Raw genomic sequence first — 22,515 nt, 5'->3', positions numbered from 1 at the left:
AGCCCTGCTTTTTCCAGGTGACCGTCCGAAGATGCTTCTTTGGCTTGAAATCCGGAGGCCGCATTTCCTCGTGACCGTTTTCCCGGTGCTTCCGGTAGCCGGAGACGGCCTCAAAGTACTCTTCCACCACCGCCTGAGCCGACTGGGAGTGGAGTTCTTTCCAGACCTTGAAGAACTTGAATTTCGCCTTCAGCTCTCCTTCGTTCGGCCACCGGTTTTCTTTTTCCCGGATCTCCCGCGAATGCCAGACGCACGAATTCCAGATCCGGTTGGCCGCCTGCATGATCGGTTCGAACTCCGGCCGGCGGTCGGGTCCGATCGGAAACTGCCGGGTGAGGAGCAGCCGATCGGGATGGGAGGCGGAACTCCAGGCCATGCTTTTCACCTCCTTTAAGGCGAGGATACCGAAATTCGCACAAACGTTCAAGCGCCGCTATCATCCCGCCGTCTGAAGGAGGCGGGTCTTCCCGCGGCGTTCTATAAGATCACCGGACGGCGGTCTTTCGGGCGGTGAAACGCCCGGCGGTTTCGGCGGGACGGAGCGCTCCGGCACCGCCACGACGGCGGCGTCGGCCGGGACGTAAGCGACCGCCTCCCGCCGCGTGATGACTTGCGGGTAGAACCGTCCGGGATCGGGGGCTTCGATGCGGTAGACGATCGTCGCCCCGCGACCGTCGTCGGAAAACTCCACCCGGACGACGGCGAGCCGGTAGCCGGGGTTCGGCAGATCGGCGCTCAGGACGACCCGCTTGACTTCGGGATGAAGGCGCGTCTCGTGTACGGTGACGGGCACGCTCCACTCCTCCTCGGCGACGGGATCGCTTCCGACCGGCCATTCGGCGCTCGCGCTCGGGTCCGAGTTGGCGGGAGCGTGGAGGCGGGCGGCATCCCGGAGCCGATCGATCCAGAGAAAGGCGAGCCGGCGTTCCACCGGCGCCGTCCAGAGGGGGTGGCGCCGCCGCTCCTCCGACCTCGTCGCGGTATCGTCGCGGCGTCCTTCAGCCGGCGGCGCTTCGAAACCGAGGGCCTCCGCATCGCCGTCCTCGATGACGCCGAGCGCGCGGAGGACGGTGAGGGCGAGTTCGGCGTCGGAGCGGCGCGGCCCCTCCGGTTCCGGGATCGGAAGCGGTTTGGGGCGTACGCTTTCCGGCGGAGAGGCGGGCGGGGGCGCCGTCGGTTCGGAGGCGACCGGCGCGTTCGGATCGATGAGGTGCAGGGCGGAAGCCGTGCGGGCGAGGACGACGACGAGTTCTCCGTACGGGATGGGCGCTTCAAAATCGGCCCGAAGGTCGAAGAAGACGCCGGCGTCGGCGAGGACGGCGAGCGCCGATCGGTACCACGCTTCCTTCCGGACGTTCAGATAGCGCCCCTCGATCGGCGTCTCGGGCCAGACGGTGCGGCGCGGCTCGGGAAAGAAACGGGCCAGGACGACGGCCGCCTCGCCGTACCGAATCGGCCGGTCGAGCGCGAGCCCGGCGGCGCCATCGCCTCGGATCCAGCCGTCATCCCGGAGGCGGGCGGCGGCGGCATCGGCCGCCGCCTTTCGCTCGGGGAGCGTCGCGAGGGGAGCCGCGGCGGCGGAGGCCGGCCGGGCGCTTTCAAAGCGAAGAAGAAGGGCGCCGAGCGCCAGAGCGAAGAGAACGAAAAGAGCGAAGCGCAGCTTTCCGCCGGGCGGGCCGCCGGCGGCATATGCCCGGCGGGATCGGGGCGCATCGGGTGAAGCCGGCGCCGGTTCGGGCGATCGCCCGGCGGCCGCATCGAGCCGGGTCCGGGGCATCGGCGCCGAGACATCGATTCGGTCGGTTCTCATCGGCATCGTTCCTTTCGATTCGGATTGCCTTGTTCGATTAGACGTCGGGCACCGGCGTCCGGTTGCGGGTGCGGGGCGGTTTGCGGTCGACCGGCGATTGAAGGTAGAATGAAGAAGAGGTAATGAAAAAGGCAAAACAGCGTAAAACGACAAACAACGGTCGAGGAGGAGAGCCGCGATGACCGCAGGAGAGATGGGCGAACGGGAAGCCCGCAACTGGGCGATGGCCCTTCACCTGAGTCCCTTTTTTGTTTTCCTGATGCCGAGCGTCCCGTTTCTTGCCGTGCTGGTGCCGCTCGGGCTTTGGCTCTGGAAAAAGGACGCCCATCCGATGATCGATCGGAACGGCAAAGCCGTCCTTAATTTTCAGCTGACCGTCCTTCTCCTGGGCGGAGGGCTGGTTTTCCTCTCGATGTTGTGGATGTTTCCCTTCCGGCCGGAGCTCATAGGAATGGAACAGACCGTTCCTTGGGAGCTGCTCTCGTCGTGGGAAGGCCGGTTGACGGTCGGAACGGGGGTCCCGGTTCGAACGGGACTCATTTTAATTTACGCGACCGTCGTCCTGGCGCTCTTTTTGCTTTGGTTGATCGCCCCGATCGTCGGAGCCGTTCGGGCAAAGGACGGGCGGCCGTTCCGCTATCCGATCGCAATTTCGTTTTTCCGGTGAAGTGGGGAACATCCGGTAAAGCGGGAAACTTCGGCGCCGGGCCGCTTGGCCGCCCTCTTGCCCCCGTGGCGCCGGATCCAAGGAGCCGGCGGACAGGGAGGCTTTTTGCGGCCTGCGTCCGTTTCGCGGCGTGCAAGCGGGGGGCCGGATGGCTCTCGTGACGCGCGGCCGCCCTGGTTGCGAGAAACATAAGCATATGCTAATATCCTTATGGGCAATCGAACAGCCGGTAAGGCTTTTTCCTTGCAGAGAGAGGAAAGGCAGCCTTTCGGGCCCAAGGGGGGAGACGATGCGATCGCGGGAAGGCGGGCTGATTTCGCAGAAGGCGAGCGGCCGAGGACAGGGGCGAGCAACGACGGACGGCGGGGAGGGGCGCATCGCTCTGGAAGCCTTTCGGGGGCAGGCCGACGGGTCTTTTGCGCTTGGCGGGCGCCGAGACTCCGACGGTCCCGCCGGCGCCGAAGAGCGTCCGGCGGCCGGTGCTTCTTTCGATGTCTTCAAGCGCCGGGCGGTTTTCTTTCGGGCGCTCGGAGATGCGACGCGGCTTAAAATCCTGGCGCTTTTGCAGGTCCGTCCCCTTTGCGTCTGCGAACTCGTGTCGCTCCTCGGGATCAGCCAGTCGGCGGTTTCGCAGCACATGCGCCGATTGCGGGAGGCAGGGCTGGTCGCCGGAGAGCGCCGGGGACAGTGGGTGGTTTATCGCTTGAACGACGCGCTCCCTGCCTCTGCCATCTGTCTTCTGAAGGATTTGCCTGATTTTTCCGATGAGATCGGCCGCCTCATGTCCGGGGACGAGGCGCCGGTGTGTCGGCTTTAAGGTTCGGCGTTTGGCGGGAAATGGTCGAAACAAACGCCTCCAGACGAAGCTTCTTCTGCTCAACGGGCTTGCCCGCCGGCAGCAGGAAAGTTTCTTCTCTTGCTGGCGCGAACTGAAGATCCTCGCTTTGGCCTTCCGGTGACTCCGTTATGCCGGGGGTTCGGACAAACCCGGTCGGGCGAATCTGACAGAGCGGTGCTCGCGGCGGCGGCTTACGCCGCCTCCACCCCGGCGCCCTCCGTTCTGCGGGTGGAAAACACCCCGTCGGTCCGTGCTGCCGAGACCGGGGGACGGGGAAGATTGACCTTCCCGTGAGCACCCCGGGTGGGACGCCCGGGCCCAGACCCCGATTTTCGAAAGGAGGTGAACGCCTGGTTCGGCGGGGTCCCTGCCTGAAATGAAGTTCAGGTAGGTTTTACGAACCAGGCTGGGTTAAGATGGATCAGCCGATGGACAAGCCGATTCTCTATTTCCTCTGCACCGGCAATTCGGCCCGGTCCCAGATGGCCGAAGGCTTTGGCAAAAAGTACCTCGGCGATCGATATACGGTGCTGAGCGCCGGGGTGACGGCCCACGGGCTCCATCCGCTGGCGGTTCAGGCGATGGCCGAGGTCGGCATCGACATTTCCCACCATCGCTCGAAAACGATCGATCGCGAGATTTTGAACCGGGCGGCGCTCGTGATCACCCTCTGCGGCGATGCTTACGACACGTGTCCGCCGACGCCGCCCCATGTGCGGCGGCTGCACTGGGAGTTTCCCGACCCGGCCCGGGCAGAGGGGACGGACGCGGAGCGCCTGGCGGTGTTCCGGAAGGTGCGGGACGAAATCGAAGCGCGCATCCGCGCCTTTGCCGAAGGCGGTGTGTTGGAAAGCGATCGCTGAGCGCGGAGGTTGCATCCACTCTGCGCCCGGCTTTGCGCCGACGTTCATGCCGCCGGAAATGCCGCAACGAGATCGGTCCGCTTCGCCCGGAAGGGCCTTTTGCCGCCGAGCGGATCGTTCCTGAGGGGGTTGATGAAAAGCGGCGGCGGATGAAGAAAACGTTCGACCGGGGCTGAGCGCCTCCGGCGATTGGACGCAAGAGGCAGAAAGGGAGGATCGGCGATGAAGGCGCAACCGTCGGCCACCGAGTTTGCGCCTCTTTATCCGACGCTCGAACTCACCGTCCGCGGCATGGACTGCGCCAGCTGTGCCCGGAACGTGGAGGCGGCTTTATCGGCCCTGCCCGGCGTTCAGCATGTCCAGGTCTTTTTGTCCACAGAAAAGGCAAAGGTCGCCATCGATCCGGAGCGGGTCACCGTCGAAACGCTCGCCAAGGCCGTCGAGGAAGCCGGCTACAAGGTAGAAATACCCTTCGATAAAGTTTTGGCAAAAGAGGATATCACAGCAAAAAACCATTCCGTCTCCGTCACCGCCCTCTGGCGGTCTTTATGGGCGCTTCTCGGGGTTGTGTTTGGCCTCGTCCTGTTCGTCGTCGTCATCGGGGAATGGTTGGGGTGGATCGATCGGGTGTCAGCCCGGATCCCTTTTGCCCTCGGCCTTCTTTTGGTCGTGTGGCTCGGGTATCCTGTCTTTCGCAATGCCCTTAAAGCCCTACTTCGCCGCCGGATCACCTCGCACACGCTGATGACCGTCGGCGCGGCGGCCGCTCTCTTCGCCGGCGAGTGGGCCACGGCGGCGATCATCGCCTTCTTCATGCGCCTGGGCGCATTCATCGAACGGCGGACGACGGACAAAGGTCGTGAAGCGTTGAAGCTGCTCCTTGAGCAGGCGCCGCGCCGGGCCCGGGTGGAACGGGACGACAGTCTTGTGGAGGTCGAGGCGGAGGCGGTCCGGCCGGGCGAGATCGTTGTGGTCAAACCCGGGGAGCCGGTGCCGGTCGACGGGGAGGTATGCTTCGGGCGCGCTTCGGTCAATCAGGCGGCCATTACGGGCGAATCCGTGCCGGTCGACGTCGAGGCCGGCAGTCCGGTGCTGGCCGGCTCCGTCGTCGTGGAGGGGACGCTCAAGGTGCGGGCGCGGGCCGTCGGCCGGGAGACAAGTTATGGAAAGATTGTTCGGCTGGTCGAAGAGGCGGAGTCGAGCCGGGGCCAGCTGGGCCGTCTGGCCGATCGCATTTCGGCCTATTCCCTCCCGGTCGTCGCGTCCGTGGCCCTGCTCACCTATTGGATCCGCCACGATGTGTCCGCCACCGTCGCCGTTCTGGTCGTGATGTGCACGTGCGCCTTTGCTCTTGGCACGCCCGTCGCGGTGCTGGCCGGCATCGGAGCCGCCGCCCGGCGCGGCGTGGTCATCAAGGGCGGTGAGGCCCTCGAGGCGCTCGGTGCCGTCGATGTGCTTTTCCTCGACAAGACCGGCACCCTCACGTCCGGGCGGCCGGAGATCACGGACGTCGTCCTGATCGAGGGGGGAGGGCGGACGTCAGAAAGAAAGCGCGCCTCAGACGCCGGGCGCCCGGACGATGCGGCGGAGGCGGGAGGGACGGCGCCTGCGTCGGAAGCAAAGGCGATCGAGGACATCTTGTCCCTCGCCGCTTCGGCCGAACGGTATTCCGAACATCCTCTGGCGCAGGCCGTCGTGGAGGCGGCCCGCAGACGCGGCCTTTCTCCGGCGGAGCCGGAAACGTTTGAGGCGCTTCCCGGCAGAGGGGTTCGCGCGCGGGTACAGGGCCGGCTCGTTGCCGTCGGCAGCCCGAAGTGGATCATGGAGGAAGTCGCCGCCCATTCGGTGGATCTTCCGCCGGAGCTGGAGCACCTTCTCGGCGCGGGCAAGACGCCGCTTGCCGTGGCGGTGGACGGCCGGCTTCGCGCTGTGCTCGCGGCTCAGGATCGCCTGCGCCCGGAAGTTCTGGAGGCGCTGTCCGAGCTGCAAGCCTTCGGCATCGAGGAGATCGTAATGCTCACCGGCGATCACGTGGCGGCCGCCCGCGCCCTTGCCGACCGGCTTTGGGCCGCCGGGCTTAAGATCGAAGTGAGGGCGGGGCTCCTCCCGGCGGACAAACAGCGCACGGTCAAAGCGTATCAAGACCGCGGCCGCCGCGTGGCCTTTGTCGGCGACGGCGTGAACGATGCCCCGGCCCTGGCCCAGGCCGACGTAGGCATCGCCATGGGCGAGGCGGGGACGGCCATCGCCGCCGAATCGGCGCATGTCGTGCTTCTTCGCGACGATTTTCGCCTCATTGCCGAAGCTTTCCGTCTCGTGCGCCGGACCGTGCGGGTGATCAAGGGCAATCTGGGCTTTACCGTCGGCTACAGCGTTTTCGGGCTTGCGCTGGCCGCCGTCGGGATTTTGCCTCCCGTGCTGGCGGCGGCGGCGCAGTCGATCCCCGACGTGCTCATCCTGGCCAATTCGGCGCGGCTTCTTAGGATGCGGCCCTGACAAACCCGAACGCTATTTGATCGCTGCGACCGGACGCGATCCTTTCGGTCGATCATGTTCTGAACGTCGTGGTCATCGCCGGGCCCATTCAGGGCTCTCTTCTATTTGGCGGGCATTTGGCGGGTCGGCGTGTCAAAGGCGGGTCATCGTGTGAAAACTCCGGGACGGAAGAAGCGGGGCGTAGAGCATCTCGGGCTCAGCATCGACAGCCCGTACGCGCAGATTGCCTGGGTGCGGAACCTCGAAGAAAAGCTCGGCGTCCGCATCGAGTTTCCGATCATCGAAGACCTCAGCATGACGGTGGCGCCAGAGCGCCACGTCGGCGGTGCAGGCGGGGTTCATCCTCGACGATCGGCAAATCCTCCGGGCGATCTTCGATGATCCCTATCCGATGATACCCGGACAGAATATGAACGAAATCCTCCGCCTCGTCGACGCGCATTGGGTGAACGCCAAGCATCAGGTGGCGCTTCCGGCCAACTGGCGGCCGGACGATCGGGTCATCGTGCCGACCCCGAAGACGGTCGACGAAGCCCGGGCGCGGTTGGAGGATCGGTCGCTGGAGGTGTTCGACCGGTATCTGGCGAAAAAGACGCGCTAGAGCTCGACTTTCGGCGCTGGCGGGGCGGGCCTTACGTTCGCTTCGCGCCCGTGTGTCGGACGGCGGTCCGGTACCGGCCGTCGCGGCTCGAGGTCGGACGTCGCGGCCCGGTACCGGCTGCCGCGGCTCGAGGTCGGACGTCGCGGCCCGGTACCGGCTGCCGCGGTTTGAGGTCGGGCGATACGGCCCGGGAGCGCTTGCCTAAGCCGATAACGGAGGTCGTCCCCCGAAGTGTCGATCGAAGCGGCGCTTCGGGGATTTTTCTTGCCATCGTCCGGGGCGGCCGATACAATGAAGCCAACGAAGCGAAGGCGTCGGGGGAGGGGATGGCCGTGCGCGAGGAGGGTTTCGCCGGCGCGGCCGTCGCCGAGCTTCGGGCGCGGATCGAGGCGGTCCGGGCCCGGATTCGGCAGGCGGCGGAGCGGAGTGGGCGCGACCCGGCGACGGTCCGCCTCGTCCTGGCGACCAAGACGGTGCCGGCGACGCGGCTTCGGGCGGCCGCCTTGGCCGGGGCGACGGCTTTTGGGGAAAACCGGGCGCAGGAGCTTCGGGACAAGGCGCCGGCCCTTTCGGACCTCGAGGTGGAGTGGCATTTTATCGGGCACCTGCAGACGAACAAGGTGAAAGACGTCTTGCCTTACATTCGTCTGCTCCATTCGCTCGATCGGCCGACCCTCGCGGAGGCGCTGAACCGGCGGCTGGAACGGGAAGGCCGGACGCTGGAGGTGCTCCTTCAGGTGAATACGTCCGGCGAAGAGAGCAAATTCGGCGTGGCGCCGGAGGCGGCGCTTCCGTTTTACAAGGAGGTCGTCCGCTTGCCGGCGCTTCGGGTGCGGGGCTTTATGACGATCGGCGCCCATACCAACGATGAGGCGGCGGTGCGCGAAAGCTTTCGCCGCCTGCGGGAGATCCGCGACCGGGCGCTGGCCTTAGGCCTCGGGGAGACGCCGCCGGTTGAGCTTTCGATGGGGATGTCGGGGGATCTGGAGCTGGCGGTGGAAGAAGGGGCGACGATCGTCCGCGTCGGGTCGGCGATCTTCGGTCCGCGGCCGCCCGCCGGCTGAGCAAGGCCGGAGCCGTCATGGCCGGGCGAGAAGGCCCGGCCGCGAAAGGGGGCGTGCGGGACGGCGATCGAAGCGCTTCTTCGCGCGATCGATGCGGCGCTGGCCGAAGTCGCCGAAGCGGGGGAAAAGGCGCCCCGGCTGAAGCTGCCGCCGCTTCGCCCGGCCCGCTTTCTTCGCCGGGAAAATCGCTTCGTGGTGATCGCTGAGGACGAGGCCAGCGGCGTCCTCTTCCGCGCCCATCTCGGCGATCCGGGGCGGCTCGAGACGGTCCTCGTGCCGGGCGGTCGGGTCTGGGTGGCGGTGCGGCATCCGTCGGTCGCCGGCGGGTCGCCGGCAAGGGAGGAGAGGCGGGCGGGATCGTCGGGGGAGGAGGCGCCCGGGAAAGAAGCGGGCTTTCCGGCCCCATCGGGCGCGTCGGCACCCGGGCGGTCGGTGGGGCCGCGGACGACGCACCGGGCGGTGCTCGCCGAACCGGAGCCGGGGCGGTTCGTCGCCGTCGTGCCGACGCTGGCGGAGCGGGTGATCGAGGCGGTGCTTCGTTCGGCGATCCTGTCCGTACCCGGGGCCGTGCTCCGGCGACAGGCGCGGTGGAAGCGGCATCGCTTTGATTTTCGTCTGGACGCGCCGGAGGCGCCGCCGCTTTGGATCGAAGTGAAGGCGGTGACGCTTCGGGACGGGGCCCTCGGCCGATTTCCCGATGCCGTGACGGAGCGGGGGCGGCGCCACTTGGCGGCGCTTCAGGAGCGGGCGGCGTCCGGCGAGGCGGGGGTTTTATGGTTTGTCGCCCTGCGGGGCGATGTCGCCGGCGTGGCGCCGGCGGAGGCGATCGATCCGGCCTTTGCCGCGGAGCTCAGGGCGGCGGCTCGTTCGGGCGTCTTCATCCGGGCAATCGGCACCCGGCCGTCGCCGGAGGCGGTCGCCCTCGCCGGAGCGCTGCCGGTTTTGCTCGAGGGATGAGCCGGCGTCTTTCGGCGATGGGGCAGCGCCGCTCTCACCGGCTTCTGAAAAGGCGGTCCGAAGGAGGGGATGGACGGTGGCTTCGGATTCCCGGCGGCGGGCGGCGGTCCTCGGCGTCGGCATCGGGCTTCTCGCCGGTTACTTCGGTGGACTCGTGGGGCTGGGCGGCGGGGTGATCATGATCCCGCTCATGGTGGCGCTTTTGAAATTGACGCAGCATCAGGCCCACGGGACGAGCCTGGTGGCGCTCGTGTTCACCGGCCTTTCGGGGGCCCTGGCCTATGCGCTGGGGGGATCGGTGGATGTCGTCGCCTCGCTCCTTCTTGCGGCGACGGCGATGTTCACCGCCCGCTTCGGCGCCCGGTATGCCCACGCGCTTCCGGAATGGAAGCTCAAGCGGGCCTTTGGGGCGTTTTTGCTTTTCGTCTCCGTCCTTCTGGTGTCGAAGCCGTACCTCCCCCACGTCGCGACCCGGCTTCCGGCGGCGGGGGAGGCGGCGCTTCTTCTTTTGACCGGCCTTTTCACCGGCTTTCTGTCCGGGATGATGGGCGTCGGCGGTGGGTCGATCATGGTGCCGGCGATGGTCTTCCTCGGCGGTTTTTCTCAGGTCACGGCCCAGGGGGTGTCGCTCCTGGCGATGGTGCCTTCCGGCGCCGTCGGCGCCTATACCCACGGGCGGCTGGGCAACGTCCGCCCCGACGTCCTCGTCGGCCTCGTTCCCGGGATACTCATCGGGTCTTTTGCCGGGGGGCTGACGGCTCACGAACTCACGGAGCAGGCGCTGCGCCTCATTTTTGCCGTCGTTCAGGTGTGGATGGGGATCCGCTATCTCCGGACGCCGCGACCGGCAGTGTCCGGGCCAAGCGGCTGAGTCGGGAAAAGGGCGGCGATTCGGGGAGGGGACGGGCGCCTGACGAGGGGCCGGTCCCCAGGCGGCGGTGCCCGCCGTCGAAGGCGCTATGCCGCGGGCAAACAAAAACGAAGCCGATGAAAACCCCGCCGAAACGGCGGGGTTTTTTTGTGGCCCCGATACGCATTTTTTGCGGCCCCGACACGCGGAGGCGAACGGCGGCGGATGGGGGGTCGGCGGAAAAGGCGGGGAGGCGGACGGCGACGGACGGACTAGGAACCGAAAAAATGACGCAGACTTTCAGGCAGGATCTTCTGCCAGGCGCCCCAGGTGTGCGCTCCGGGCCGTTCGACGTAACGGACGTCGACCCCGTTCGCTTCCAGGAGCCGGCGGCCTTCCCGGTTCATGGCCAGAATGTCCAGGGTGCCGAGGCGCGTCTGGACCGCCGTCTCTTCCGTTCCGACGTACTGGAAAACCCGGAGGTGGCGGATGGCCTCGGTCTTTGTCGCCTGAAGGCGCCTGAGGAGCGCCGGGACGAAGGCCGTGGAGAGGCTGATGACGCCCTGAAAAAGATCCGGTCGATCCAGGGCGAGGTCGAAGGAGACGGTTCCGCCGAGGGAATCGCCGGCGGCGATCCGCCGGAGGCCGGAAGGCGGCACCGGATAGCGCGCCTCGGCCGCCGGGAGGAGTTCTTCGAAGAAAAAGCAGCGGTAGGCGGCGTTTCGCCGTCCTTCCGGGTGGTATTCGTCCAGGCGCGTGGCGAGGTTGACTTCGATGCCGACGAGGCGGAACGGGCGAAGGACGCCTTCGGCGATGAGCGCATGGGCGAGGGTCGCCGCCCGTCCGTACTGGAAAACGTGCTGCCCGTCCTGGGCGTAGACGGCCGGAAGCGCCCGGCGCGCTTCGGCGTCGGCATCGCCCGGCGGGAGAAAGACCCGGACGGTGACAGGGCGGCCGAGGCAGGCGGAAGGGACGTCGAAGGAGACGACTTTGCGCCGGTAGGCATCCTCCGGAAATCGGCCGTTCATGAGCCCGTTCCCTCCTCGGTTGAGACGCGGTCCTTTGGGATCGAACGGCGGTTTTTGTGCGGTCGGATGGCTCTTTGCGGGCACCTCGCCGTACGGCCGTTTTCCGTCGTCCGGCCTTGGCGCAGGGAAGCGCCTCGTCCACATCATAGACCGGAAAACGCCGGTCCAATCGTCTCGCCCGCGGGATCATCGGGGAACGGTGATGAGAAAGGAGGAGCGCGGATGACCACCAGAACGCGAGAGCGATCCGGAGCGAAGGGGGGCCTTGCGCCGGAAGAGGGGTGGGTGCCCCTGCCGGACGCGGAGGCGATCCGGCCGTTTCGCCTCCTCGAGCCGGACGGCCGGCCGGTCGACGAAGCCCGGCTGCCGGACCTTTCCGACGAGGCGCTCAGGACCCTCATGGATCGGATGGTGTTTACCCGCGTCTGGGACCAGCGGGCGGTGAGCTTAAGCCGCCAGGGGCGCCTCGGCTTTTACGCGCCGGTCGCCGGGCAGGAGGCGACGATGATCGGCTCGGCTTTTGCCCTCGGGCCGGAAGATTGGCTTTTGCCGACCTACCGGGATCTTCCGGTCCTCGTCTGGCGGGGATATCCGCTTTTTCGGGCTTTCCTGTATTCCCGAGGGCACATGCACGGTTTTGCTGTGCCGGACGATCTGAACGCTTTCGGGCCGCAGATCATCATCGGCGCTCAGATCGTGCAGGCGGCCGGCGTGGCCCTGGGGCTTAAGCTCCGAGGGAAAAAAGCGGCGGCGCTCACCTTCATCGGCGACGGCGGCACGTCGCAGGGGGATTTTTACGAAGGGCTGAACGTCGCCGGCGCTTTCGGCGTGCCGGCGGTATTCGTGATCCAGAATAACCGGTACGCCATCTCCGTTCCGGTGGAAAAGCAGACCCGCGCCCGGACGCTGGCCCAAAAAGGGGTGGCCGCCGGCATTCCCGGCCGCCTGGTCGACGGAATGGACGTTCTGGCGGTGGTCGAAGCGGTGCGGTCGGCGCTGGACCACGCCCGGGAGGGGAAGGGTCCGATCCTGATCGAAGCGCTGACCTATCGTTACGGTCCCCATACGATGTCCGGCGACGATCCGACGCGCTATCGGCAGGCGGAGGAGCTCGGCGAATGGGAACGGCTCGACCCGCTGCTCAGGTTTCGGCAGTTTCTGCGTGAGCGGGGACTCTGGAGCGAAGCGGACGAGAGGCGGGCCATCGCCGAGGCCAAGGAAGCGGTCGCCGCCGCGCTCAAGGAAGCGGAGGCGTATCCGAAGATGACGGTGGCGGACCTCGTTCGCTCGGTGTTCAGGCGTTCGGAGCCAGAGGCGGACCGCAGGCCTTTGGGAGACAGCGCCGATCCGGGGAGCGGTTCCGGGGAGCGGCGACGGGCGGACGACCGGAAGGAAAGGTGAGGATCATGCCGGAGATGACGATGATCCAGGCCATTCGCGACGCCCTCCGGCTGGAGCTCGAGCGAGATCCCAACGTGCTCGTCTTCGGCGAGGACGTCGGGGGATACGGGGGGGTGTTTCGCGTCACCGAAGGGCTGCAGGCGCAGTTCGGCGAGACGCGGGTGTTCGACACGCCGCTGGCGGAGTCGGCCATCGGAGGGTTGGCCGTGGGGCTGGCGGCGACGGGCTTCCGTCCCGTGGCAGAAGTGCAGTTTTTTGGATTTGTCCTCAAGATGTTCGACGAGGTGAACCATATCGCGCGAATGAATTTCCGTTATCGGGGGCGACACCCGGCCCCGATCGTCATCCGGGCGCCGTTCGGCGGGGGCGTCCGGGCGGCGGAGCACCACTCGGACAGCCTGGAAGGGCTTTTGCTCGCAACGCCGGGGCTCAAGGTGGTCATCCCTTCCAACCCGTACGACGCCAAGGGGCTTCTCATCAGCGCCATCCGGGACGACGATCCGGTCATCTTTCTGGAGCACATGAAGCTTTACCGTTCGTTCCGGGCGGAAGTGCCGGCAGGAGCGTACACCGTGCCGCTGGGAAAAGCCCGTCTCGTCCGGGAAGGCGAGGACGTCACCGTCATCGCCTACGGTGCGATGGTGCAGGCGGCGGAAAAGGCGGCGGCGATCGTCGCCGAGGAGGACGGCCTGTCGGTGGAGATTCTGGATCTCCGCACCGTCTGGCCGCTCGACCGGGAGGCGATCCTCGCCTCCGTGGCCAAGACGAATCGCGCCGTCGTCGTGCAGGAGGCGCAGGCGCAGGCCGGGGCGGCGGCGGAGATCATCGCCCAGATCATGGAGCACGGCGTCTACTTCCTGGAAGCGCCGGTGCGGCGCGTGGCGGCGCCGAACACGCCGTATCCCCTGGCCCAGCATGAAGACGACTGGCTGCCGTCACCGGAGGCGATCGCCGCGGCCATCCGGGAAGTCGCCGAGGCGTAGGGCGCAAAGGACGTCGTTCGAAAGCGAGGTGCGAGCGTGGCAGTCATCACCGTCAAACTGCCGGATATCGGCGAAGGCATCCACGAAGGGGAGATCGTCCAATGGCTCGTCCGGCCCGGTGACGTCGTGGAAGAGGATGCGCCGCTGGTCGAGGTGCAGACGGACAAAGCGGTAACGGAAATCCCGAGCCCCGTCGCCGGGACGGTGCAGGCGCTTTTGGCGGACGAAGGGGCGATCGTCGCCGTCGGCACGCCGCTCGTCCGAATCGCGGTGCCGGGCGCGGGCGAGCCCGAAGAGCGGAGCGCCGATGAAGGCGGGGCCGAAGTCCGGGAAACGATCGCGCCGGAGGAGGCCGCCCCGGCGCCGGAACGGGGGCCGGCGGGCGGGGCCGGCCGGCCTGAAGCCGGGCGGGCGAAGGAGGCGCCGGATGACGGAGCGGCCGCGGCGCCGCCGTCGCCGGGCGCCGCGGCGACGGTCCGGGCGATGCCGAGCGTCCGGCGGCTCGCCCGAGAGCGGGGCGTCGATCTCCGGACGCTGAAGGGTTCCGGCCCCGGCGGCCGGATCACCCGGGAGGACGTCCTTCGGGCCGCAAAAGCACAAGACCGGGCGGTGGAACAAACAAGCGCCGAAAAAGCGCCGGAGCGGGAAGCGGCGCCGGAGCCGGCGGCGGCTGCTTCGGCGGCGGTCGCGCCGCGGGAAGCGCCGGCATGGGTCGACGAAACGGCGCCCGGGGCGCCCGATACGGCTTTGACCGCCGGGGAAGAACGGGTACCCCTTCGCGGCGTGCGCCGGGTGATCGCCGAGGCGATGGTGCGGGCCAAGCGTTCGGCACCGCACGTGACGCTTTTGGACGAGGCCGAGGTCGGGGCGCTGGTGTCCCTCCGGCGGGCGCTTTTGCCGGAGGCCGAGGCCCGGGGAATCAAGCTCACCTACCTCCCCTTCATCGTCAAAGCGGTCGTCGCCGCCTTGAAAGCCTACCCGGAGGTCAACGCCTATCTGGACGAAGCGCGGCAAGAGATCGTGAAAAAGCGCGTCTACCACATCGGCATCGCCGTCGACGCTCCGCAGGGCCTCGTCGTGCCCGTTGTCTTCGACGCCGATCGGAAAAACGGCTGGGAGATTGCCCGGGAAATTCAGAACCTCGCTTCCCGCGCCCGGGAGGGGCGGCTCAAACCGCAGGAACTTCGCGGGAGCACGTTTTCCATCAGCAACCTCGGCGCCGTCGGCGGCGGTCATTTCACGCCGATCCTCAATCCGCCGGAGGCGGCGATCCTCGGCCTCGGCCGCGTCGCCGAAAAGCCGGTCGTCCGAAACGGCCTCGTGCAGGTCGGCCAGATGCTCGACCTGTCATTGAGCTTTGACCACCGGGTGCTGGACGGGGCGACGGCCCAGCGCTTTTTGAATCACGTGAAGCGCCTGCTGGAAAATCCCCAGGTGCTTTTCATGGAGGGATGAGCATGGTCGTCGGCGAAACGACGATCGACGCCGACGTCGTCGTCATCGGCGGCGGGCCCGGCGGGTACGTCGCCGCCATCCGCGCCGCCCGGCTCGGCCGGAAGGTGACGCTCATCGAACGGGAGGCGCTGGGCGGCGTGTGTCTCAACGTCGGCTGCATTCCTTCCAAAGCCCTCATCGCCGTCGCCCACGACGTCCGTCGCCTCCGGGAAGGCGCCGCTTTCGGCCTCGCCGCCCGGGAGCTTTCCCTCGATTTTCCGCGGCTCATGGCCTGGAAAGCGGACGTCGTTCGGACGCTTACCGGCGGCGTGGAAAGGCTCCTCCGAGGAAACGGGGTGGAGATCGTCCGCGGCGAAGCCTTTTTTCGCGGACCGCGGGAAATTCGCGTCATCGAGGCGGGCGGGGAGGCGATCAACTACCGCTTTCGGGCGGCGATCGTCGCCACCGGTTCCCGGCCGATCGAGCTTCCGGGCTTTCCGTTCGGGGGGCTTGCCGGGCGGATCCTCTCCTCCACGGAAGCCCTCTCCTTGCCGGCGCTTCCCGAGCGCCTCGTCGTCATCGGCGGCGGGTACATCGGCATCGAGCTCGGACAGGCCTATGCCCGGATCGGCAGCCGGGTGACGATCGTCGAAGGGGCGGAGCGCATTCTTCCCGCCTTTGAGGCAGACCTCGTCCGGCCGGTGAAACGCCGCCTTCAGGCCGACGGGGTCACCGTTCTGGAAGGTGCCCGGGCCCTGGGGGCCGAAGCAGGGCCGGATGGGGTGCACGTGCGGGTGGAGACCGCCGAGGGCGAACGGACGCTCACGGCAGACTACGTCCTCGTCACCGTCGGGCGGCGGCCGAACACCGACGACCTGGGCCTGGACGCCGCCGGCGTCCGGGTGGACGGCCGGGGGTTCGTCGCCGTCGATCGGCGGATGGCGACGAGCGCGGACGGAATCTTCGCCATCGGCGACGTCGTTCCGGGCCCGGCGCTGGCGCACAAGGCGTCGGCGGAAGGAAAAGTCGCGGCGGAAGCAATCGCCGGAGTGGCCGGGGCGGAGGCCGATTTCCGGGCCGTGCCGACGGTCGTCTACAGCGATCCGGAGGTGGCGACGGTCGGCATGACGGCGGCGGAGGCCGAAGCGGCCGGTCACCGGGTGAAGGGGGGAACCTTTCCCCTGGCGGCGAGCGGTCGGGCGCTCACGCTGGGGGAGAAGGAAGGATTCATCCGCCTCGTCGGCGATGCCGAGACGGGGGCGCTCCTCGGCGCCCAAGCCGTCGGCCCCGGGGCCTCGGAGGTGATCGCCGAGCTGGCGCTGGCGGTGGAGATGGGGGCCCAGGTCGAGGATCTCGCCCTCACCGTCCACGCGCATCCGACGCTTTCGGAAGCGGTGATGGAGGCGGCGGAGGTCTTTCTTGGAAAGCCGGTGCACGTGCTGAGAGGCTGACGGCGAGACGGCGGCCGAAAAGCGGAAGCTGTGGTATGTTTCGATCGAAGAAAAGCGGACGTGGGTTCGGGGCGGCCTCGTCTGGATCGTCGCCCGAAAAGAGGGGCGAAGCGCAGAGAGAAGCGTTCGCCGGGGCGGGTCCATCCGGCGGCGGTCGTTTTAAAGGCGGGCGCCTCTTCCGTCAGCGGAGCTTACGCCTCTTACGCCGGGCATCTTCTGGCGGTGGGGGCCGCTCGCGGACGTTCGATCGCCTTCGCCGGTCGTCGGGCGAGCCCGCTGGATGAAGGGCGGAAAAGCGAAAAAGGTGCAAAAAGCTCCGGACGTGCGGTCCGCCGGAAGGAACGCCTCCGGTCGACCGCCGCCGGAGCTTTTTGAATCAGTCTTCTTTCACGCACAGCTCCCGCCGGGCCATGAGGCCAAGGGTCCGGCGGCTGAAGTCGACGAGGAGAATGAGGAGCGCGATCATCTGCACGTAGGCGAGATACCGGTACGCTTCAACGCCCGTCTCGTGGTACATGAGGACGGTCGCGATGGTGATCGCCGCCGACGGGAAAGTGTACGCCCACCACGACAGGAAAAACGGCACGCGGTAGAACATCGGGAAAAGGACGACGAGAAGAAGGCCGATGAAGAAGGCAAAGCCGTACAGGACCCGGGCGAAGCCGTCGAACTGGCCGGTGAGTTTGACGTAACTGACGAGACCGACCGCCGGCGGCGCCATCAAAATGAAGAACGTCGGCAGGAGCTTCAAGGGGATCGGGTTGTGGAAATAAATCCGGTAGAAGAACATCGGAATGTAGACGACGCTCATGACGATGCCGATGCTGAAGAAAAACCAGTTGACGTCCGGCGGCGCGACGGCGACGCCGGCGATCGGCGCGATGAGGTTGCCGACGATCGGTATGAACCATGCCGGGTTGTAGTGGACGATCTCAAACCGCGACTGGACGATGAGCTTGCGGAGCACGGCGAGGGTGATGAGGAGGTGAAGCGGCGCGCCGATCCACCAGAGGACGGCGGCAACCGAAGGCGCCACGTCGAGGTAAGCGGCGGCGAGGAGCATAAAGCTGATCGAGACGGCGCCGAAAAAGTTCATCCGGACGGGGTGATCGAAGTCTCGCCGGACTTCTTCCGGGTAGGCGAATACGCGATAGAGAAGGAGAAATATCTGCACTATGAAAAGAAGGGAAGTCAGCGTGAGTAAAAGGAGCGAGAACGCCGGCGGAAGTCCGAGCAGCGGCTCAATCCGCATCGCCGCGATCGTCGTTCCGGAAAACCCCATCGCGCTGGCGAACAGGACAATCGGAAAATATTGGAGACCGCGCGGCCGATCGGTCGCCTTCGCCGGCGCGGTGTGGGTGTCGGGCGTGGCCATCGGCAGACCGCTCCTTTCGCCTCGTTTTCAATCAGAAACAGTCCGATTTTCGTCTTTTCATTCTAGGCGGCCGGTCCGGATCTTGTCAACGGACAAACGGTGAACGCCGATTTGTGAAAGGAATCGCGAAAAAGTTTGAAGGGTTTCCCCCGTGGATTTGTGGCAAACGGCTGGATCAGATCGGATGGCAAGGAACTCCGGAGTTCCGGAGGGACGGCGTCTCAGAATCCCGGATGATAGCGTCCGCCGTTTCGACGGCCGGCGTTGACCGGCTTCCCCGGCTCAGGCCGGATTTCGGCCCCTCGGAACGACGGCCGGGAGGTGTCCGGGACGCCGGCCGTGCTGTTCCTTCTGCATAAGGCGGCGACCCGGCCTGCCTTTGCCGGCCCATCGTGGGCCAGTCTTTTTCTTTTGCGAATCGATGCATTATAATCCTGGTACATCCGTTTGGCCGCCGGCGGAAAGAGGCGCGCGATGGGGAGGAGTTCGATGGAAGAGGCGCCATTTCGATTCGACGGGCGCACGGCGGTCATCACCGGGGCCGCCGGCGCCATCGGCCGGGCGACGGCGGTCGTGTTCGCCCGACAGGGCGCCCGCGTTGTGCTGATCGACCGGAACGAAGCGGGCCTTCTCCGGACGCTTTCGCAGGTCGAAGCGGTCGGCGGGTTGGGGCGGGCGGTGGTGGGCGATCTTCGCGATCCGGAAGCGATCGACCGGGTGGCGACCGAAGTCCGGGCCGCCGTTTTGGCGATCGACGTGCTCGCGCACGTCGCCGGGATCGGCTGGACCGGTCGCCTCGGAGAGCGGCCGCTTGCGGCCTGGGATGAGGTGCTCGCGGTGAATCTTAGAGCTCCGTACCGGCTGACGGAAGCGCTGCTTCCGGCGTTTAGCGACGGATCGGCGGTCGTCATGGTCGCCTCGACGCGGGCCCTCATGAGCGAACCGCATACGGAACCGTACAGCGCCGCCAAAGGGGGCCTCGTCGCCCTGACACACGCCCTCGCGATCACCCTTGGTCCGCGGATCCGGGTGAACGCCGTCTCGCCGGGGTGGATCGATCCGGCGGACTGGGCGGACGATCCGGATCCGGCGGCGCGGCCGTCGCCGGAAGACCACGCGTGGCATCCCGTCGGCCGGGTAGGCCGGCCGGAAGACGTGGCGTATGCGATCTTGTTTCTCGCCTCGCGGGAGGCGGGTTTCATCACCGGCGCTCACCTCATCGTTGACGGCGGGATGACGAGAAAAATGGTGTATTTGTGATCACGGATCGAGGCGCGGCCGGCGCCGCGGCGCGTCGGGGTCTTCTTCTTCGCCGTCGTCGATGTTCACCATGTGCATCGCCGTTTTGGTCAGCCGGAGAAAGGCGAGTTCCGTCGTGGCCGGGTCGATGCCCGCCTCGGCGAAGGCTTCCCGCATGAGTTCAAGCCAGCGGCGGGCCCGCCGCGGGCTGATCGGAAAACGGAGATGCCGCGCCCGAAGCATCGGGGCGCCGAACTCGGCCGAGTAGAGGGCCGGTCCGCCGAAAAATTGCGTGAGAAAGAGAAACTGCTTGCGGGCGGTTTCCGTGAGGTCTTCGGGGAAGATCGGCTTGAGGATCGGGTCTTCGGCCACCCGGCGGTAGAAGGCCTCGACGATCCGTCGGATCCCCGTTTCGCCTCCGAGCGCGTGGTACAGTTCGGCCGACATCGACATCCCTCCGCCGTTTGCGTTCTCTTTCTCTTCCGTTTTTCTTCCGGTTATGGCCTTCTTCTCCTCGGTGTTCGATGATTGCTCCCGGGCGTTTGTTTCTTTCGTCCCTTCATTCATTGTAGCCGCTTTGGGGTGCGAAGTCATGGAGGCCGGACGTCGTCGGCGAGGCCCTGGGGAGGGAAAGCGGATGGGGCGAAACCGGTTGGCTGAAGAGCGATCGCCGTATCTTTTGCTGCACGCCGAAGATCCGGTCGACTGGCGACCGTGGGGCGATGCGGCGCTGGAGGAGGCCCGGCAGGCCGGAAAGCCGATCTTTCTTTCGATCGGCTATTCGACGTGTCACTGGTGCCATGTGATGCATCGGGAGTCGTTCCTGGATGCCGACGTCGCCCGGTGGCTGAACGAGCATTTCATCCCGATCAAAGTCGATCGCGAGGAACATCCGGACGTCGATGAGTTCTATATGACCGCCGTGCAGGCGATGACGGGGGAGGGCGGCTGGCCGCTTACGGTCTTTCTCACGCCGGAGGGCCTCCCCTTTTACGGCGGGACGTATTTTCCGAAGACGCGCCGCTTCGGCCGCATCGGGCTTTTGGAGCTTTTGCCGCGGATCGTGGAGCTCTGGCGGACGCGGCCGGAGGACGTCCGCCGGGTGGCGGAAAATGCTCGTCGCGGCCTCCGGTCGCTGTTTGCCTTTGAGGCGCGGCCCCTCGAGGAGGGTCTGGTCGACGAAGCGTACCGGGCGCTCCGGCGGGAGTACGACCCGGTGCACGGGGGCTTCGGCACGGCGCCGAAGTTTCCGCTGGCGCACCGGCTCCTTTTTCTCTTGCGCTACGGCGCAGAGAAAAAGGAGCCCGAGGCGACGGTGATGGCGGCGGAGACCCTTCGGAAGATGGCCGCCGGGGCGATCCGGGACCATCTCGGCGGCGGCTGGATGCGCTACGCGACGGACCGCGCCTGGCGGGTGCCGCATTTTGAAAAAATGCTCTACGATCAGGCGCTCCTCCTCTACGCCCTCGCCGAGGCCGCGGCCGCGACGGGGGAGGCGACGTTTCGGCATCTCGCCGAGGAGACGGTCGCGTACGTCTTCGAGCGGCTCGGGGCGCCGGAGGGGGCGTTTTGCACGGCGGAAGATGCCGACGTCGATGGCGTCGAAGGGGCGTACTATCTCTTTACGCCGGAGGAGGTGCGCGCGGTGCTCGGAGAGGAGGACGGCGCCCTTTTTTCCGCGGCGTACGACATCGGATCGCCGGGGCCGATCGAAGGGAAAAGCGCGCCGAACCTGATGCGCTTTGAGCCGAAGGCCCTTCAGGATCGATTCGGCCTGTCGGAAGCGGCGCTTTTTCAGCGCCTTGAGACGGCCCGCAAGCGCCTTCGGGCGTACCGGGAGGCGCGGCACCGGCTGTTTGTCGATCGGAAAATTTTGTCCGGACCGAACGGCCTCATGATCGCCGCCCTCGCCCGGGCCGGCGAGCTTCTTGGACGCCCGACGTGGGTGGCGCGGGCCGAGGCGGCGTACCGGTTCGTCCGCGAGTGGCTCACGGGCGATGACGGAACGCTGTACGTGCGTTATATCGACGGAGAGCGAAAAAATATCGCGACGCTCGACGACGTCGCGGCGCTGGCGTGGGGAGCGCTGGAACTCTTTTTTGCCGCTCAAGCGCCGGCTTACCTCGAGGAAGCGCGGCGCTGGGTCGCTTACGCCGACGCCCGGTTTCGGGCGCCGGAAGGGGGGTACCGCCACACCGCCGCCGCCGGCCCCGGCGGCGTTTCGGTGCGGAAGGCGGCCGACGGCGCGATTCCGTCGGGAAACGCCCTCCTCGCCTTCGTCCGTGCCCATCTTGTGCGGCTTTTGGGCCGGCCGGAGGATGCCGAGGCGCTGGAGGCGTTGTTTACGGCCTTCGGCGGGCGGGCTTTTGCGCGGCCGGCGGAACATGCCTTCTTGCTCGCGGCCCGGCTCGTCGTCGAAGGATCGGGGGCGGAAGTCGTCATCGTCGGCGAGCGGGAGCATCCGGCGACGGCGGCGCTCGTTCGGGCGACGCGGGAGGGGTACCGGCCCCACACCTTCGTCCTCGTCCGGCCGCCGGCGGGCCCGGAGGCCGAGGCGTGGGACCGGGCGCTTCCGGATACGGCGGCCATGCGGCTGGTCGGCGGCCGGCCGGCGGCGTACGTCTGCCGGAGGATGGTCTGCCGGGCGCCGGTGACGGACCCGGACGCCCTCCGCGCGGCCCTGGCCGAGGCGACTTAGAGGACGCCCTTCAGCATGCCGCCTGGTCGAACGGGAACGATTCCGTGATTTCGCTGCCGGAGCCGAACTCGGCCAGCACAGACGGCCGATGCCGGTGACGAAGGGGCAGGAAGAATAGCCGTTGTAACGGGCGGTGGGCGGTTCGCCCCGGAATGAAGGACGTTTTCCACGAGAACCGGCGCTTGTTTGCGGATGGCGGCGCCGGTTTTGGACGACGGCCCGTCGGTGACGTCGCCGAGGGCGAAGACGTTTGGGGAGCGGGGATGCTGCAGGGTGTGCTTGACGACGTCGACCCAGCCGGCGGCGCTGGCGAGAGGGCTTTCCCGCACGACGGCCGGGGCCGTCATCGGCGGGACGATGTGGAGGAAGTCAAAACGCATGCCACCGTTTCTCCGCTTTCGAGGTTGCGGAACGTCGCCTCCCGCTTGATGGGGTCGACCGCTTTTTGATGTTCCCGACGCAATCATCGCGAATCACAATCATCGCGAATAAAGGTAAAACCGACCGTTTTAACCGGCCGGTTTTGGACTGGCAGGCGAAACGCCCGTCGCACAGCCGTTGCGCCTTGTTTGCCGTTCCGTCTTCAAAAAGGCATCGATGCGTTCAAGGCCGTCACGCGTTCAAGGCCGTCACGCGTTCAAGGCCGTCACGCGTTCATGGCCGTCACGCGTTCAAAAGGCGTCGATCCGATCGAAGTCGTTCCGCGTTGAGCGGGGCGTCGACGCGGCCGAGGGCCTGCTTGAGCTCGGCGTAGCCGCCG

The 22,515-nt window shown here is 67.0% G+C and carries 21 protein-coding genes; 15 read left to right on the top strand and 6 right to left on the bottom strand.

The genetic code is table 11. The features are described from left to right. Both SA87_RS06810 and SA87_RS06805 read right to left on the bottom strand, forming a co-directional pair. Window positions 1–376: hypothetical protein (locus tag SA87_RS06810; RefSeq protein WP_211264187.1), on the bottom strand; the 376-nt coding region annotated here is incomplete at its 3' end. A 60-nt stretch (window positions 377–436) separates the two neighbouring features. Further along, complete coding sequence (locus SA87_RS06805) at window positions 437–1,810, bottom strand: hypothetical protein (protein WP_066201119.1); 1,374 nt, start codon at window positions 1,808–1,810, stop codon at window positions 437–439. 178 nt (window positions 1,811–1,988) lie between these two features. Between SA87_RS06805 and SA87_RS06800 the strand changes: the two genes are divergently transcribed. The 9 genes from SA87_RS06800 to SA87_RS06750 all read left to right on the top strand — a co-directional run bounded on the left by SA87_RS06800 (window position 1,989) and on the right by SA87_RS06750 (window position 10,167). Then, on the top strand, window positions 1,989–2,477 hold the full coding sequence (locus tag SA87_RS06800) for a DUF4870 domain-containing protein (RefSeq protein ID WP_082718245.1): 489 nt from the start codon (window positions 1,989–1,991) through the stop codon (window positions 2,475–2,477). A 289-nt stretch (window positions 2,478–2,766) separates the two neighbouring features. Further along, window positions 2,767–3,294, top strand: coding sequence for an ArsR/SmtB family transcription factor (locus tag SA87_RS12665; protein WP_082718244.1), 528 nt, complete (start codon window positions 2,767–2,769; stop codon window positions 3,292–3,294). A 449-nt stretch (window positions 3,295–3,743) separates the two neighbouring features. Then, on the top strand, window positions 3,744–4,178 hold the full coding sequence (arsC, locus tag SA87_RS06790) for an arsenate reductase (thioredoxin) (RefSeq protein WP_066201113.1): 435 nt from the start codon (window positions 3,744–3,746) through the stop codon (window positions 4,176–4,178). A gap of 222 nt (window positions 4,179–4,400) precedes the next feature. Then, window positions 4,401–6,674: a heavy metal translocating P-type ATPase gene (locus SA87_RS06780; RefSeq protein WP_066201108.1), complete on the top strand. Its 2,274-nt coding sequence runs from the start codon at window positions 4,401–4,403 to the stop codon at window positions 6,672–6,674. A gap of 150 nt (window positions 6,675–6,824) precedes the next feature. Beyond that, on the top strand, window positions 6,825–7,055 hold the full coding sequence (locus SA87_RS13165) for a peroxiredoxin (protein WP_066201106.1): 231 nt from the start codon (window positions 6,825–6,827) through the stop codon (window positions 7,053–7,055). Between the two features lie 28 nt (window positions 7,056–7,083). Further along, a complete protein-coding gene (locus SA87_RS06770) occupies window positions 7,084–7,275 on the top strand; it encodes a peroxiredoxin (protein WP_066201105.1) in 192 nt (63 codons plus the stop codon). A 332-nt stretch (window positions 7,276–7,607) separates the two neighbouring features. Next, a complete protein-coding gene (locus SA87_RS06765) occupies window positions 7,608–8,339 on the top strand; it encodes a YggS family pyridoxal phosphate-dependent enzyme (protein WP_245637671.1) in 732 nt (243 codons plus the stop codon). 66 nt (window positions 8,340–8,405) lie between these two features. Continuing rightward, window positions 8,406–9,296, top strand: a complete 891-nt coding sequence (locus SA87_RS06755; protein WP_156516505.1) for a DNA/RNA nuclease SfsA — start codon at window positions 8,406–8,408, stop codon at window positions 9,294–9,296. A gap of 76 nt (window positions 9,297–9,372) precedes the next feature. After that, window positions 9,373–10,167 (top strand): sulfite exporter TauE/SafE family protein, encoded by a 795-nt coding sequence (locus SA87_RS06750; protein ID WP_066201096.1) that lies wholly within the window; start codon window positions 9,373–9,375, stop codon window positions 10,165–10,167. A 251-nt stretch (window positions 10,168–10,418) separates the two neighbouring features. Here SA87_RS06750 and SA87_RS06745 read toward each other — a convergent pair whose 3' ends face one another. Beyond that, window positions 10,419–11,174: an alpha/beta hydrolase gene (locus SA87_RS06745; protein WP_066201093.1), complete on the bottom strand. Its 756-nt coding sequence runs from the start codon at window positions 11,172–11,174 to the stop codon at window positions 10,419–10,421. 222 nt (window positions 11,175–11,396) lie between these two features. Between SA87_RS06745 and pdhA the strand changes: the two genes are divergently transcribed. From pdhA to lpdA, 4 genes are read left to right on the top strand one after another with little or no spacing between them, the layout of a single operon-like run. Then, entirely contained in the window at window positions 11,397–12,575 is a 1,179-nt protein-coding gene (gene pdhA, locus SA87_RS06740) for a pyruvate dehydrogenase (acetyl-transferring) E1 component subunit alpha (RefSeq protein ID WP_066201091.1), read from the top strand. A gap of 5 nt (window positions 12,576–12,580) precedes the next feature. Then, complete coding sequence (locus tag SA87_RS06735; RefSeq protein ID WP_066201089.1) at window positions 12,581–13,558, top strand: alpha-ketoacid dehydrogenase subunit beta; 978 nt, start codon at window positions 12,581–12,583, stop codon at window positions 13,556–13,558. Between the two features lie 36 nt (window positions 13,559–13,594). Then, the gene (locus SA87_RS06730; protein WP_066201082.1) at window positions 13,595–15,013 is read left to right on the top strand and encodes a dihydrolipoamide acetyltransferase family protein; all 1,419 of its coding nucleotides are present in this window, start codon (window positions 13,595–13,597) and stop codon (window positions 15,011–15,013) included. Between the two features lie 2 nt (window positions 15,014–15,015). Further along, window positions 15,016–16,443 carry a dihydrolipoyl dehydrogenase gene (lpdA, locus tag SA87_RS06725; RefSeq protein WP_066201079.1) on the top strand — a complete coding sequence of 476 codons (1,428 nt, stop codon included), beginning with the start codon at window positions 15,016–15,018 and terminating at the stop codon, window positions 16,441–16,443. Between the two features lie 376 nt (window positions 16,444–16,819). Here lpdA and SA87_RS06715 read toward each other — a convergent pair whose 3' ends face one another. Beyond that, window positions 16,820–17,818: an SLAC1 anion channel family protein gene (locus SA87_RS06715; protein ID WP_066201075.1), complete on the bottom strand. Its 999-nt coding sequence runs from the start codon at window positions 17,816–17,818 to the stop codon at window positions 16,820–16,822. Window positions 17,819–18,292: 474 nt separating this feature from the next. Between SA87_RS06715 and SA87_RS06710 the strand changes: the two genes are divergently transcribed. Beyond that, window positions 18,293–19,078, top strand: a complete 786-nt coding sequence (locus SA87_RS06710) for an SDR family NAD(P)-dependent oxidoreductase (RefSeq protein ID WP_211258023.1) — start codon at window positions 18,293–18,295, stop codon at window positions 19,076–19,078. Here the strand turns inward: SA87_RS06710 and SA87_RS06705 are convergent, their stop codons facing one another. Continuing rightward, the gene (locus SA87_RS06705) at window positions 19,079–19,504 is read right to left on the bottom strand and encodes a globin domain-containing protein (protein ID WP_066201122.1); all 426 of its coding nucleotides are present in this window, start codon (window positions 19,502–19,504) and stop codon (window positions 19,079–19,081) included. It lies immediately after the preceding gene. A gap of 190 nt (window positions 19,505–19,694) precedes the next feature. On the opposite strand from SA87_RS06705, the gene SA87_RS06700 reads away from it, so the two are divergent. Beyond that, window positions 19,695–21,755, top strand: coding sequence for a thioredoxin domain-containing protein (locus SA87_RS06700; RefSeq protein ID WP_066201070.1), 2,061 nt, complete (start codon window positions 19,695–19,697; stop codon window positions 21,753–21,755). On the opposite strand, the gene SA87_RS06695 is transcribed toward SA87_RS06700, so the two are convergent. Beyond that, window positions 21,752–22,135, bottom strand: coding sequence for an NAD(P)/FAD-dependent oxidoreductase (locus SA87_RS06695; protein ID WP_066201067.1), 384 nt, complete (start codon window positions 22,133–22,135; stop codon window positions 21,752–21,754). The genes SA87_RS06700 and SA87_RS06695 overlap by 4 nt on opposite strands. Window positions 22,136–22,515 lie beyond the last annotated feature (380 nt).

Origin of the sequence: Hydrogenibacillus schlegelii (genome assembly GCF_001653195.1) — a bacterium.
GTDB classification, from domain to species: Bacteria; Bacillota; Bacilli; order Thermicanales; family DSM-22653; genus Hydrogenibacillus; species Hydrogenibacillus schlegelii.
The sequence above is the reverse complement of the archived record's forward strand: the minus strand, read 5'-3'. Positions and strand labels throughout refer to the sequence as shown.